Source organism: Halococcus saccharolyticus DSM 5350 (assembly GCF_000336915.1).
GTDB classification, from domain to species: Archaea; Halobacteriota; Halobacteria; order Halobacteriales; family Halococcaceae; genus Halococcus; species Halococcus saccharolyticus.
This window is the reverse complement of the sequence record NZ_AOMD01000030.1, coordinates 1-15,117: the sequence shown is the minus strand read 5'-3', so window position 1 is coordinate 15,117 and position 15,117 is coordinate 1. Positions and strand designations below refer to the sequence as shown.

Genomic DNA, 15,117 nt, shown 5'->3' with positions numbered 1-15,117 from the left:
CGGTTTCACTCAGTCTTAGAGTTGCTTTGAGGCTTCTTTCCCACTGGAAAATCTCGCTATATCGGAATCTGAGTTGATCTGGGGAAGATTTGCTCAGAACAGTCTACGAACTGGCCAGCAATTCATGACTTAATTCACTCATCCTGCCGCCGTACCCCTATTCAACACAGCAGGAGATTGTAGATTGTTGAGGGAGTCTTCCCGACCGGGAAGAGAGCAACAATCGAGGGCGCAGAGTGGTCGGTAGGACGGTTCTCAACGACCGGTAGCGCGGAGTCCCCTTCCTCAACGAGCGAGCGCGGTGCGGAAGCGAGCGAGTAGGGAGGGGAGGAAGCGTGTTCGTGTAGCTGGACATCACCGTGTCTTCATATGCTACTGGTTCTACATTGAATACGTGGCAGACGACTACGTGCGTCGGACGGCGATTACCCGCATCTCGGTAAACGGTGAGCAACGGGACGCGCTCGAAGCCACCATCACCGAGTGGAAGCGGGGATGCCAAATCGCTACGAACCTCGCATGGAGAAGTGCAACACGCGGAGTGACGTGCAACCCCTCGCTTACGACACGGTACGCGAGGACACCGACCTCAGTAGCCAGCACGCGATTCTCGCCACCCATCAAGCCGCACAAGCCATCACCGGCTGTATCGCTCGCCAGTCGAAGGGGCGGAAGGTGTCGAAACCGGAGTTCTCCGCACCGACCGTGAAGTACGACACGCGAACTATGACGCTGTTTGACGACGAAACGGTGTCTCTCACCACCACGGACAGCCGCGTTCGTGTGGACCTCGTACTGCCGGAGGACCCGGACGGCTACCAGCGACAGTATCTCGACGGCGACGAGTGGGAACCGACCGAAAGCACGCTCACCGCACGCGGTGGTGATTTCTACCTGCATATCGGCTTTCGCCGATACAGGAACGACACCGAACGGAGTACGGACACCGCCGAGGACGGAACGGTTCTCGGGGTGGACCTCGGTGTCGAGAACATCGCGGTGACGAGCACGGCCCGGTTCTTCCCCGGCGGCGAACTCACCCACCACTTCGACCGTTTTGAGGGCGTTCGTGGCGGTCTTCAGCAGACCGGCACGCGAAGTGCTCACCGAACGCTGAAGCAGTCCTCGGGACGACAGGAACGCCACTCGCGCGACGTGTTGCATCAGGTGGCCAACGGTATCGTCAAAGAAGCCATCGACCACGACTGTTCGACAATTGTCTTCGAGAATCTCACGAACATCCGCGAGAACATCCCCGATGCGCGGTGGCAACACCGCTGGGCGTTCCGGCAGTTGTTCGGTTACGTCGAATACAAGGCCGAAGCGGTCGGTATCGCGGTCGAACAAGTGCCACCAGAGAACACCTCGAAACGCTGTTCGCGCATTGGATGTGGCTTCACGGTGGACGAGAATCGCCCTTCGCGGGGACACTTCCGCTGTCGGAAGTGCGACCACGAAGCGAACGCCGACTACAACGCGGCCCGAAACATCGGGTTGCGCTACGTCCGACGGGGCCGCCAGTCGTCGCGTCGGACGGGCGACGGTCAGCTCGCCCTGAAGTCTGGGACGCTGACGCCGAAGCGCGGATTTACCGCCTACGCCACTACATAGCGTCTGAGGCCGAGTCCACGGACAAGCTTCACCCTCAAGCGCGAGGGCGTCAGCCCGAGCGGTAGAGTGGAGTCGTTGACTTCGCTGTAATCGAGAGACTGCGTATTGTCGAGAATTATTCCGAAAGTTAGAAGAAGTTCGAAATATACCGCGTCCAATTATGGACGTCAATTCACTCTCATCATCAAGTTCCTCTCGCAGAGATCCACGATCCAGAATTATCGAAAGACTGTTCGTCGCCGGATATCTCCTTGTTGGACTCGTCTTGCTGGGTTCGCTTCTTGCTGTCCCAGTAGTTATTTTTCTACTGGGTTGAGTCACCTGCGTGAATATTTCCCACGGTCAAGCTGCGGGCATCCTGCTTCCACGACATACTTTGCATCCACCTGAGCCGAGATGAACGTAGGGACCACGGTCTCCACAGGCGGTGATTCGGAGCGTCTCATCCCCTATCTTCTTCATGCCGCGAGAAAGACGTTTTCGCCGTGTCCAAATTGTCACCGCACCACTACTGCAGACTCCGCTTTCCGGCGACGGTTTCGCGGCCGCCAGCTAATTAAATATCCCCGACCGCCCACAGAGCATGACAACGAAGCCCCTCCTCGCGATCGCCGTCGCGATGTTGGTGGTGTTTGCGGGGTGTGCAACCCTCGCGGGCGACCGAGATGGGCAAACCGAGACTCCATCCACAAGCACCGAGACTGTGACACCGATCGTCGAGAACGACACCACCCCCACACCGACCCCGGCTCCGACTTCGACGGTGACTACCACTCCAGTCTCGACCACGACCGAGGTGAACGGCACGCCCGACAACTCGGCCGCATCGCGCAATGCCAGTGCGAACGGCACGACCACCAACACGAACACGGCAACACCGACATCAACTGTTACGCCAACACCGATTCCCGCTCCGACTGCAACCGCGACGCCAACGCCCACCCCACCCCCAACCGCCACCGGCACACCAAACGTTACAGAGACGGGAACGAATGGTTCCACATCCTCGGGTAGTTCCAACCGTACGATGACGGTACAGGCTGTTGGAGGGAGAACATCGGATTATCGAGTGTACGTCTCTGGCCCTATCCAGCTCGGCCCTAATACTGAAAACACAGACCAAGTGGTTAGCAACGCATCGACCTACGCCCAGGGAATCACGGGTGATGGCGCGAGAGATGTCTATCAGCTCGGTGGAAGGGCTAGCCCCAGACGAGTAGTGAACGATGGTAATGTGACGCTTGAGATATACGTCAACGGTGAGTTGATCCAGACTGCCGAACCGGGACTTAACGCAGACAGTACCCCGCTCAACACCACAGGATAGCGGGCCAAACCAGCAGTATTGTTAACGAATTCTAGTCACCATTAGAAGATTCTCACTACGACGATTCGTCGTGGTTAGCGGCAGACCGTTCGCAGCAACATCAGGACATTTTTGTGCTATTTCGTGACCGTGGTCCTCGCCTATCCCGGCAGGATTGTCGGTCAGCAAATCGAACGCGCAGGGATTATGCGATGAGACTTAGTGGTGAATTTATCGTGGTCGTGTAACTGAGTAATTTTAAGAGGTCACAATGCACCATCGGTGTGGACTCAGGTGTGCGGAGGATTTCGTTTATGCAGTTATTTTGTGTATAGATTCGAATCCATGTGAGTCCACAGGCTTTCAAGATCAGGGATTAGACTTATTACCATATAGTGAGTACAAACGTCCAAGCAATGCCAGCATCGCTAAACAATCTAGAAGAGTTCTGTGCGGACTGTAATTGTATCCAATCCGTCATCGAAGATGTACCGTGGCGTCCAAATATCTGCAGGGAATGTGGCCGGAACATTTCCGGGAGTTGAGCCGGACCAGGCGGTCGTTGCGTTCTCCAGAATCGTCGATGCTGTACAGCTCAGTGGGTGAGGTCGCACTATCAGCCAAGAACGTTCTCTTCGGCTATTGCCCGATCACATGCAACCCCACAAAATCCGGATATCCGATGTTTCTAATACGCCCACAAATGTCGACTGCTCTGAATTTCCTGAACTAGTCGATCGAGACTCGGCGGTAGCCGAATACGGGTCAACGGACGACGACACACCGGATTTGCCCGCTCTGAACCGGTCGTTGCTGTAGTAGTCCTTTTGGCATCATGGGCCGATTTAATGCCTTCTTGCGGAGACCCTTTCACCACTATATGCAATCTGACCCGAAAGGTGTCCGCAAGGAATATTGTGACTGGTGAGATCGGTTTCAGCCTGTCGTCGAGGGTGTACCATGGCGGTCAGACATCTGTCGCGAGTGCGGCTCCTTTATTCCTGATTTGTGACAGATCTTAAGATTACGTAACTCGAAACACTCTGGGGTCGCTTGATATCTTCTGGACGACTTAGACTGTTCCGTTCGGTACAGCGTGGATCGTTCTCCGAGAAACACGACTCTCGAGGTAGATCCAGCATATATGTTTATGTGAGTCTGTGCCGTCATTGCTTAAGGAGGATACCATGTTGGGTGACACCACACTCCAGGAAATGTACGAATGGATGGTGACGGCTCGGAACTACGAGGAACGCCTCCAAGAGGAGTACCTCGAAGGAAAACAGCCGGCGTTCGACATTTCGGCTGGACCGATCCCGGGAGAGTTACACCTCGCGGCCGGTCAGGAGGCCGCGGCCGCGGGCGTTTGTGCCCACCTTCGGGATGCCGATACCGTGACCGCGCCGCATCGACCACACCACGTCGCGATCGCCAAAGGCGTGGATCTCAAGCGAATGACCGCCGAGATTTTCGGCCGCCAAACGGGGCTCTCGAAGGGGAAAGGCGGCCACATGCATCTGTTCGACCCGGACGTGAACTTCGCGTGCAGCGGCATCATCGCCGAGGGCTGTCCGCCTGCCGTCGGGGCTGCACTCGCTGCGAAAAAGCGCGGCGAAGATTCCGTCGCGGTCGCCTATCTCGGCGAGGGTGCGATCAGCCAGGGCGGGTTCCTCGAATCGCTCAATCTCGCCAGCGTCCACGATCTGCCGGTGGTGTTCGTCATCGAGGACAACGACTGGGCGATTAGTATGCCCAAAGACCGCGTTACCGATGTCGAAAACGGTGCCCAACGCGCCGGTGGATTCGATCTCCCCGGCCGGCGAGTCGATCAGGACGATGCTGTCGCGGTTTACGAAGCCGCGGACGAAGCAGTCGGCCGCGCGCGTGACGGCAACGGCCCGACACTGCTCGAAGTCCAAGTACACCGTCGAATGGGCCATTTCATGGGCGACGCCCAGGGCTACCGTCCCGACACGGATGAAGAACAAGCGAAGCAGCGTGATTCGATCACGCGGATGGAGACCACCCTCGAGAGTGCGGGAATCGATGAAAGCACTATCGAGGAACTCCGCGATCGGAGCCACGACCGGGTCGAAGAAGCCATCGAGTGGGCCAAGGATCAACCCGAACCCGAACCCGACGAGGCTTACGAAGACGTCTTCGCCGATCCGCCAGCGGGGTGGACACCCGCCCCAGAGTCGACGACGGCCGAACAGACAGGAGGTGACGACTGATGGCCGAAACCGAAAGCGAAGGAGCCACCGACAGCGAGCTGACGATGAGTCGAGCGATGGTCGATGCTATCGCTACGGAGCTTCGTGAGAACGACGACGTATTCGTAATGGGCGAAGATGTCGCGGATTACGGCGGTATCTTCGACAGTACCGAGGGTCTGCTCGAAGAGTTCGGCCGTGAGAAGATCATGGACGTCCCGATCAGCGAGACGGGATTTATCGGTGCGGCCGTGGGGGCTGCACAGGCTGGAATGCGCCCCATCGCGGAGCTGATGTTTGCGGATTTCTTCGGGGTCGGAATGGATCAGATCTACAACCAGATGGCGAAGAACACCTACATGAGCGGGGCCGCGGTGAACGTGCCGATGGTGTTGATGACTGCCGTTGGTGGGACCTACAACGACGCCGCCCAACACTCCCAGACGCTGTACGGAACGTTCGCTCATCTTCCGGGCATGAAGGTCGTAGTCCCGAGCACCGCCGCCGACGCCAAGGGACTGATGCATACCGCGATCCGCGATGACGATCCCGTCGTGTACATGTTCCACAAACGCTTGATGGGCATCGGCTGGATGCCGGCACCAGAGGGACCGAAAACGCCGGTCCCCGAGGACGATTACACCATCGAATTCGGTGAAGCCGACCGAAAGCGTGAGGGCGAGGACGTAACGGTGGTAACGCTTGGTCTTCACGTCCACCGAGCGCTCGAAGCAGCCGACGAACTGGCGGGAGAGAGCGACCTCGAAGTGATCGACCTCCGGACGCTCGTTCCACTCGATACAGAGGCAGTCTTAGAATCCGTCCGCAAGACCGGACGGCTGGTCGTCGTCGATGAAGACTACCACTCGTTCGGTGTCTCGGGTGAGATCGTTGCCCGGGCGACAGAGGGCGCACTTGACGACTTGTCGGCCGTTCGGCGAGTGACGATGCCGGACGCCCCCATCCCATACGCTCGCCCACTCGAACAGGAAGTCAATCCGGGTACAGAAGACATCGTCAAGGCCGTACGAGACATCCACGACTGAGAATCATGGGGGACGATACCGTTGCAGTCGAAACAGAGGAGGTGTGGCCCGACGATTCCGAGGACATCGAAGAGGCGATCGTCGCGAACTGGTTCGTTCGAGAAGGGAGTGTTGTGACTGCAGGCGACCCCATCGCCGAGATCCAAATCGAGAAGGTAAGCATCGATGTGCCGGCTCCAGTCGGTGGGGAAATCGTCGCCGTTCTGGTCGAAGAGCAGGATGAGTTCCGGCGCGGAGACGTGCTGGCACGGATTTCGCCGTCGTAACTGATAGCGTGTCGGTGTTTGATGACACGACACGTCGGTGATGAGATATAGCTGACGCGACATCAGACGTGTCGATCGGTGGACCAGCATCTGTCGGCAAAGCCGCCGTCGCCACCACCGATGGAAAGCACAGGATGGGTGTTGTTCGAGTGGAGAAAGTGCCGGGTCGAACAAGACGGACTGAGATCGTGATATCCTCCACACGACTTCAGTCGCGGGCCTCCGCTTGCTTACTGTCAGCAGCTCCCGTGGGTGACGGAGTGACCAACCTCGAAGACAGGTGGTCTGAGACGGGTCACGCCTCCTCAACCCGGAAATTGACGAGTTCCGGCCGATCCCAAGACATTGGCTTGGCACGTTTGTAGCGTAACCTCAAAGAGTTCCATCGGAGTGAGAGCGTCAATCGAGCAGGACAAGCATTTTGTTTCAGACAAACCTGGTGTTGCTTATGATCGTCCTACAAGCGACGATTCCGATCACAATGGACCACCGCGAGGAGATGATCGAAGCTGCGATCGAGTTGGCCGCCCAAGCATGAGCGTCCAAGAGGTCACGAAAACGCTGGAACTCAAACTCGTCTCACCGAACGCTCACAAGCGGCGAAAGCTCCGCGAGACCACCGACGCCTACCGCGCGGCGCTCCACGCCGCCTTCGACGCGGGCTGTTCCACACAGTCGGCGGCGAACGATGTGGTCGTCGAGTACGACCTGTCGGGCTACGCGAAAAACGCCCTCAAGAAATACGTCCCGCAACTGTGCGGTGGGAGCTACGACGCCGACGAGCTTCACGACGAGCATCCCGTTCGGTTCACGAACGAGGGCGTTCGGCTGGATCACAAGCCACAGAACGCCGTCGAGTGGTACGTGAAAGTCCCCCACCACGACGACTACCATCTGTGGATTCCCGCCCAACCGAACCCCGACCAGCGGCCGTGGGTCGAAGCCGTCTTCGCGGGAGACGCAGACATGGGCGAGTGTCGACTGTTCGACCGTGACGGCGAGTGGTTCCTCCACATGGTGGCTACGCGGGAGGTCGATCAGCGGTCAGATTCGGTGTCCGACGAGACGCCGATTGGCGTAGACATCGGGGAATCTGCATTGCTCACGGTGTGTCACCGTGACGAGCGCGGAACCCCGACTGCACCAACACTCTGGAACGACGAGGGCAAAGAGATTCGCCGCCTGCGGAAGACGTACTTCACCGCCACGCGGCGGCTTCAGGAACGTGGGAGTGAGCGCATCGCCGAGTCGTTCGGCGACCAACTCTGGCGGCAGATAGACCACATCCTCCACGCGACGACGGATGCTGTGGTTGAGCACGCCACGTCGGTCGAGAACCCCGTTCTCGTACTGGAAGACCTCACGTACATCCGCGAGAGTATGAACTACGGCGCGTACATGAACCGTCGCCTGCACGGGTGGGGATTCGCGAAGATGCACGCCCAACTGTGCTACAAGGCTGCCGAACGCGGCATCCCCGTCGAGACGGTGAATCCCGCATACACGTCCAAATCGTGCCATGTGTGTGACGAGACGGGATACCGCCCCGAACAGGCGGAGTTTCGATGCACGAACGACGAGTGTTGGGTTTCGGAGTACCAAGCAGACGTGAACGCCGCGCTGAACATCGCTGATCGCTACAGCTACTCCAGCGGAGAGAGCCGTCAAAGAGAACACACGGACGGCGATGACTCGGCTGGGGATGGGGCGCGTTTGACCGCGCCACAAGACAGCCAAGCCGATGGTGAAGCCCACCAGCAGACGGCTTCAAAAGACGCGAAGCGTCTTTTGGCAACCGAAAAGCTTCGCTTTTCGGGACTTGGAACGTATGCGTCTTGAAACCGACGGGAGCCGCGACGGCTCCTGAAATCCGATGGTCGGATTCCACGTCGTTCAGGGCGTGGAAGAGGTCAAGTAGTGTGTTTGTAGTGTGCTGTGGTGTGATCACGCCACATCGGGCGAACGATCGCTCGGCAGTCGGAGCGTGAGCAGCGTCACGAGGCCCATCAGAACCGCCAACAGCAGATAGCCCGTATCGAAGAGTCCACGTTCGGCGACTGCACCGAAGAGCACCGGCCCCGTCGATCCCAGCAACGAGGCCCCCGAACGTATCGCTCCCAACCCCGTCCCCTCGATTTCCGGTGGAATCGTCTCGGAGAGATACGACTGGGTGATCGCGCCCGAGCCGAGCATCGTGCTGATGAGCACAGTATCGAGAGCGAGCGGCCAAAACCCGTCGAGGACGGGCAGGAGAGCGAATCCGACAACAGCACCGCCCAGCACGAGCGGGAGCGAGCGACGAATCCCGATCGCATCGTAGGCCACGCCAGCAAGGGGCTTGGCGACGATACCGACCGCAAAGAACACACTGAACAGGCCGCTTGCCGCTGCCGGCGAGAAGCCCTTGACGTTGATCAGGTATGTGGGATAGAACGCCGAGAACGTCTGCAACACACCGATGTATACGAACAGGAGCACCCCCACCGTCAGGAGCGTTGGGTGACGGAGCTCTCCGAGGACGTACGTGAGCCGTTGGAGCGAGAGGTCGTCATTTGAACGCTCGTGGGTCGTCGCCGGCAGCGACATCCGAGCGAGTAGGAGTCCGACCACGACGAGCAGTGGGATGATGAAGGCGAGGCCGATCTGCCACGCACCGACGACGAGGACACCCGCAGCCAGCGGAAGAAGCGTCTGGCCGGTGTCGCCCGTCGCCATAGTGACACCGAGGGCACGTCCGATCCGGTCGGGGTAGAGCTCCGAGAGGATGGTGATCCGCGCCACCGGGTAGAGCGAGAGCCCGAGCCCGACGAGTGCCGTGCCGACGAAGAGGAGGCTGGCCGTCGGCGCGAGCACGACCACAAGCAGCGCACCCGTAACGATCGCCACGCTCGCCAACAACACTGTTCGTTCACCGTATCGATCGGCGAGAACACCACCAGGGACCTGCCCGATCGCGTAGCTGACCCAGATCAGTGTCACCAGGAATCCGGCAGCAGTGAGCGTGAGATCGAACTCGGTGCTGATCGATGGAAGCAACACGGGATAGATCATCCGCGTCCCGTTCAACAGCCCCCAGCCGAGCGCGATCGTGATGAGCGCTTTTCCTTTGCCCTCGGCCCACAGCGCGCTCACTTCGTGGCGGATCGTCCCAAAGACATTCATCAGGAGGTCGCTACCGGAAGGAGGTCGGGTCACCGGATAAGGGTTTGAGAGTCCGCATGCCTTTCCGGGTTGCCTGCGGAGATCGCCACTGACGAACGACTACAGTAATAAAAATATCGACAATATCTAGTTGTGAAAATGAAGAGAGTATGTCGGACATCGGCCACAAGTTTTATCATTTTTAGGTTAATGGAATACATCGATGCAGCGCAACGAGGGGACGGGTTCCAGTAACAACACACAGAGTACGGGTTCATTTTTGGTGGATCGGCGATCGTATCTCAAACTCGCCGGCACCGCCGCGGGATCGGCGGGACTACTTTCGGGGACGGCAGCGGGGTTCACGCGGCGTGGAATCCAGTTCGACAATACCGTAGATATGGTTGCGGATGCAGGCTGTGATCCGAACGGCAACGAGCCATGTGACGCGAAGATTCGGGACGCAGCAGACGATTATACATTACTGAAGTTTCCAGCAGGAGAGTACAAACTCACCGAGAAGAACTATATTGGCGACAAAACCAACGTTGGCTTTGTCGGTGAAGGCGATGTCCGGTTCACAGTTCCATCAGATCTCAACAGAAAGGTGCTGGTGGTTGATGGCGGCACCGGACTCCTGTTCGAAAACATCGATCTCGATTTGAGGGCGTCGGGTGCAACGCCGGGCCTCCATTTCGGTGCGGACGACAATCTGGAGATCCATGATGTCGAGTATATCGGTCAGGGAATCCATCCGAACAGTGATCCACGAGGAAACGGTGATGGAAACCCCCAAGTTACCAACGCCTTCAGCCCCATCGTCCGCTCAGAGAGTGGGACCGGGAGGATCACGAACGTCGTAGCGAAGAACGACGGGTTGATGGGCGCGTATAATTCGGGAGAGGGCCGCGTCGGTGTCTGGATCGGTATCAGTCACGAGGGGACCATCAGGCTCAGAAACTGCCAGTTCGAAGGGTTTCCCAACAACGGGCTGTACTGCAGTCGGACCGGCGGTGTCGTACAGGTCGAAGGTGGTGTGTTCCGAAACAACGACATCACCCAAGTCCGACTCAGTAGCAGAGACAGTTACGTCGAGAACGCAATCATCAGCGCGGACCTCGATAACAGCGACAGTCCAAATCCGAACGACGCACTTAATACCCGCGGTGTGCGCTTCGAAGCTGGTCGGTACGGATTCGGTGGTGCCGAAGTTCGTGACTGTGATGTTTCTATTGTCTCGACGACGAACTCCAGTGGTGCCGTCGTCGTCGGCAGCGATGGAGCTGACCACAGCGTGTTCGGCAGTCGGATCAGCGTTGAGGAAGACAAGATTCGGGGTTTCTATGCGAAGGCACCAACCGGCTTCGGGAACCGCAATCCGCCGCCGGAGCCACACACAGCTACCGTCAGGAATACGAGTGTCACTGGTAGATCTAACGGAGCAGAGGCGGTCCGGATCGACCAGCGCGACGACTCCGCGGTCACGGGCTGCTGCATCAATCAAACAGGCGCGGATCGTGACGGCGTCAAGCTGTATGATTCACCCAATAATGTTGTGAAAGACAGTACGATCGACGTACCTGGCCAGCAGGTGCTCTCGCCAAAGAGTCAGGTGACCACAGACAATCTCACCGCAAACGGGTCCTGTCCGGTCGCTACACAAGGTGCGGGAGCGTATCTCCCACGTTCGTTGTCGATCGAGAGCAACGGTGGACGATTTTCGTACCAATTTACCGTAAGCGACGAGCTCGGAAAAAGTACCGCACGGGGCGCGACGATCGATAGCAACGATACGATCATCGAGTCAACCGCGACCGGGCAGGGTGGTGGCGGTGGTACCGACAGCTACGGGTTCTCCGGCGAGATACTTGCGTTCGAACTCAGCGGTGATGCATCGGTGTACCTCGATGGCGAGCGGGTGAATCCCTCGAGTATCTCGGGCAACAGGCTCACGATCGAGGGGGCTGGCTCCAGAGCCGACTACACCGTCGCTGCTGGGGGAGCGCTCGAAAAATCCACCGCCAACGGTGCGTCGATCAACGATGGCGATGACCAGTGGGGATCATCTGTGTCAGGGTTCGTCGTCGGCGGCCGGGACAGCTACGCGTTTTCCGGCGGGATCGCCGCGCTTCAGGTCGACGACAGCGCTACCGTTTATCGCAACGGCCAGCGCATCGAACCCGATCAGTACCCCGATAGCGTCCTCACCATCGAAGGCCATGGTTCCGGAACACCATACAGCGTGGCAGCCAACGACATACTCAAAAAGACTACTGCCAACGATGCGTCGATCAACGCCAAGGACGACAAGATCGGTACGGCTGCCTCGGGATTCGTGATCGCTGGCCGCGACAGCTACGCACTCTCCGGCGGGATCAAGTCGTTAGACATCGATGGCGACGCCCACGTCTTCCTCGACGGCCGACGGATCAATCCCGACGAGTATCCCGACTCTATCCTCACCTTCGACGGTAATGGATCGTGGACGACATACAGTTTCGCCGTCAGCGACACCGTCGACGAATACCGCGGAATCAACAGCTCGGACTCCATTTGGGGGGCAAGCGCTGGCGGAGGAGTCGGCAGCGGTCAGGACAGCTACGCTATCTTTGGAGAGATCACTCGTCTTGCCCTCGACAACGACGCTCGCGTCGAACTCGATCGTTCGGAACGGACCATCACTATCCGGGGAAGGGGACCCTGGACACCCTACAGCTTCCGAGTGAGCGGTAGCGTCACCCCCGTCCGGGTCAACGATCACGAGGACATTCACGACGACGGTGCGAACGGATTCGTCGGCGGCAGTCGTGACGTCTATCGTTATTCCGGCGAGCTTCGTTCGCTCGTGCTCGACGGAGCGGCCATCACGACCGAGTGATGGCTGGGATCTATGCGGCGGTGCTCGTCCTTCCAACGCTCAAGCCGCTAGGCTAGGTACTGGCCCCATTCGTTGCCTCCCACCGGGCCATTGTATTCAAATCATTGATACAACAGTTGCTCAAGGTGACCTGAGAAACCACCTACCGAGTTACGCGTATCCGAGATGTTCGAGTTGATCTTCGATCGCTGCAGGTATTTCGTTGTCCGCTTCTACGTCCCGGATATCGAGATCAGCAACGAGCCGTCGCAACTGACGTTTGGGATCATCTATCTGCTCCGATCCCGTTGTCGTGAAACCGTCAAGGGTTTCATAGCCGTAGAAATTCGACGACGAGGCGTACCCGCGAAGCGACCGGTCGTATCGTTCGATCTGATCGTCGTAGCCGTTCTCTGCGAGTTTCTCCTCGCTCCACGAAGTGAGACCATGATACTCAGTTAGCAGTTCGCGTCCATCCACCTCCTCCAGAAGCGTGCGTCCCCGGGAATCACTTTCTACATTGGCGATGTCGAGAACCGTCGCATGAACATCGAGGAGACTGACAGTTTCGGTACAGTCGCCGTCCAACCCGCCTCCCGAGATAGTCAACGGTACGTGCGTCAAAGACGGGTACACCCCGTGCTCGTGCCCCCATGCATCGTACTCACCGAGCAATTCACCGTGGTCCGAGAGGGTGATGACGTACTCGAAGTCCGTTCGGAGCTGATCGAATAGTTTTCGGTAGGCATCCGAGAGGTATCTGGCACAGTCCTCGTACGCCTGTTTCGTCTGTTCCGTGTTCGCAGTACCGAAATTAAGTCCTCCGACCGACTCGGTCATACCGGGTTCATCGACAGACCGGTATTCGGGTGGAACCCGGTACGGTTCGTGGGTTTCCATGAAATTGCAGAAGAGAAACTCCTGCTCGCCGAACTCAATGTCGGCCAGTTCGCGCCGTGCCTCGACGAGACCCCCGTACTCCACACCGTTGTGTTTTCCAGTTACCTTCTTCCCGATGGCTTTTCTCGCCAGTGCGGCCAGCGACGGGATCGTCGCAGAGTCGCCGGTTGTGATCGCGTAGAGAAGTTCGAGATAATGGATTGGCCGTGATGTACCCGGATCGCGGGAGAATTCGCGAAAGTCGAATACGGTATCGTCGTTCAAATGCTGGACTTGCTTTGGTGCCCTGAAATCCTCGAATCCGCGGTCGAAATCGAAATAGCCCGTGACGTTCGTGTTCGCGCTGAACGCGCGCGTCGTATAGCCAGCCGCACGTAACTGCTCGGCGAGAGTGGGGTCGCCACAGTCGAGGGTCATATTTTTCGCGTGGACACCGACTTCGCTCGCGTACTGGCCGGTGAAAAGAGAGGCATGGGAGGGGACCGTCCAGTTGGCCGTGGCATACGCGTTTTCGAATCGCAAACCCGGCAACCAGTCGAAGTGACGGTCGAAAGCGTCCTTTCTGAGAGTGTCGAGGACCACGACAGCGACATTGGTCATGTGATCCGCCTTCATTTCGGAAACAAATAACTCTACCGTGATGGTGGATCGTCTATTGGTGCTCTGATCGGCGTTCGACGACGAAAGGTGGAAACACAAGGCTCAGTAGTTTCGGTACACAGCGGTTGATTTCACGTGTATCGGACGCTCCGGCGGAGGTTGTAGACGGTGGCTTTCAGCAGCATTTCACGAAGCTCCAACCACTAGTACGGCGGCAAGTCTCGACCGACTAGCTGAGAAAGAGCCAGTCACTCGATTTCACTCATCAGTCGACGCTTGCGAGCACACTAGTGGACCATCCAGTAAGTTCGTACCCACCCTGGTCAGGCGTGCTACAGAGAGATTTTCGGTATACGTACCCAGGAACGTAGATCTCGCGAATAGGCACGTTGGAAGGGTGGGTACGGACTTACTGGACGCTCTACTAGCTTCGCGCACGCTCGGCTGGAGTGGTCTGCGTAAGAACCGAATACTGGTCGGTAAGTGGAGCGAGCAAACTCATTGCCGGCGTTCGATTTTTCGCTCTAGGGAAGCAGCCGATTCTCCTCACTGTCCAAACGTTGTGCAGATCACTCGCGCCGAGCGTGCGCTTGATTGACGAGAAGACGGTTTCTGACATGGAACGCTGGTGGTATCGATCACCGTCCATGCGGGCGTTATGGGCGTGATNGCGTGATCGAGTGGGTTCATAATGCGGTGTTTGATCAGCGGTCTGATGCCGTTTTTGCGTAGTTCGTCGCGGAAGGCTTTCGCATCGTAGCCTCAATCGGCTGCGAGGCTCCGCAGGTCGCCGGCGTTGCGCCGAGCGACCTGCGGGCCGATCTTCGCATTGTGTTTCTTCGAGATGGTCAAGTGGATGTCGGTGATGTACAACGTTTCGACATCCACGAGTGCAGTGACTTTCAGCGCTCGGACGCGGTAGTGGGTGCGGTTGGCGTAGTGGCGGCTGGGCTGGTCGCGGTCGAAGCCGGTTGAGTCAATGGCGGCATGGTCAGTGCGTTTCTCGGCGCGTCGTGGTCGGAATCCATGCAAACCACGTGCGGAGAACGGTGTAGTGAGGCAATCGCGTGAGTCCGATCTCGTCAAGGACGCCGGGCATCTCACTGGGTAAATCCACCGCAACGCGGTAGGATTTGCCCAGTTCGATGTGGAGTGCATGCAGCGTGAGCATCGCCCA

8 protein-coding genes and 2 pseudogenes are annotated in these 15,117 nt (G+C 58.2%); 6 read left to right on the top strand and 4 right to left on the bottom strand.

The annotated features are described in order from the left end of the window. The first annotated feature begins 394 nt into the window (after positions 1–394). Positions 395–1,611 (top strand): annotated as a pseudogene (locus tag C449_RS13765) (RNA-guided endonuclease InsQ/TnpB family protein). Between the two features lie 552 nt (positions 1,612–2,163). Here the strand turns inward: C449_RS13765 and C449_RS18390 are convergent. Further along, positions 2,164–2,553 (bottom strand): hypothetical protein, encoded by a 390-nt coding sequence (locus C449_RS18390; protein ID WP_169316471.1) that lies wholly within the window; start codon positions 2,551–2,553, stop codon positions 2,164–2,166. A 1,578-nt stretch (positions 2,554–4,131) separates the two neighbouring features. On the opposite strand from C449_RS18390, the gene C449_RS13755 reads away from it, so the two are divergent. The 4 genes from C449_RS13755 (at position 4,132) to C449_RS13740 (ending at position 8,281) form a co-directional block, all read left to right on the top strand. Continuing rightward, positions 4,132–5,151, top strand: coding sequence for a thiamine pyrophosphate-dependent dehydrogenase E1 component subunit alpha (locus C449_RS13755; protein ID WP_049914331.1), 1,020 nt, complete (start codon positions 4,132–4,134; stop codon positions 5,149–5,151). Continuing rightward, positions 5,151–6,176: an alpha-ketoacid dehydrogenase subunit beta gene (locus tag C449_RS13750; protein ID WP_006078647.1), complete on the top strand. Its 1,026-nt coding sequence runs from the start codon at positions 5,151–5,153 to the stop codon at positions 6,174–6,176. The genes C449_RS13755 and C449_RS13750 overlap by 1 nt, the downstream gene beginning before the upstream one ends. Positions 6,177–6,181: 5 nt before the next feature. Further along, positions 6,182–6,442, top strand: a complete 261-nt coding sequence (locus C449_RS13745; RefSeq protein ID WP_006078646.1) for a lipoyl domain-containing protein — start codon at positions 6,182–6,184, stop codon at positions 6,440–6,442. 534 nt (positions 6,443–6,976) lie between these two features. Continuing rightward, positions 6,977–8,281 (top strand): RNA-guided endonuclease TnpB family protein, encoded by a 1,305-nt coding sequence (locus C449_RS13740; RefSeq protein WP_006078645.1) that lies wholly within the window; start codon positions 6,977–6,979, stop codon positions 8,279–8,281. A 105-nt stretch (positions 8,282–8,386) separates the two neighbouring features. Here C449_RS13740 and C449_RS13735 read toward each other — a convergent pair whose 3' ends face one another. Then, positions 8,387–9,604: an MFS transporter gene (locus C449_RS13735; RefSeq protein ID WP_006078644.1), complete on the bottom strand. Its 1,218-nt coding sequence runs from the start codon at positions 9,602–9,604 to the stop codon at positions 8,387–8,389. A gap of 202 nt (positions 9,605–9,806) precedes the next feature. Here C449_RS13735 and C449_RS13730 point away from each other — a divergent pair, with 202 nt between their 5' ends. Further along, the gene (locus C449_RS13730; protein ID WP_049914263.1) at positions 9,807–12,461 is read left to right on the top strand and encodes a hypothetical protein; all 2,655 of its coding nucleotides are present in this window, start codon (positions 9,807–9,809) and stop codon (positions 12,459–12,461) included. A 150-nt stretch (positions 12,462–12,611) separates the two neighbouring features. Here the strand turns inward: C449_RS13730 and C449_RS13725 are convergent, their stop codons facing one another. Together C449_RS13725 and C449_RS13720 are read right to left on the bottom strand one after the other, a co-directional pair. Then, on the bottom strand, positions 12,612–13,940 hold the full coding sequence (locus tag C449_RS13725) for a sulfatase-like hydrolase/transferase (protein WP_049914261.1): 1,329 nt from the start codon (positions 13,938–13,940) through the stop codon (positions 12,612–12,614). A 553-nt stretch (positions 13,941–14,493) separates the two neighbouring features. After that, positions 14,494–15,117 (bottom strand): annotated as a pseudogene (locus tag C449_RS13720) (IS5 family transposase); the annotation flags it as partial.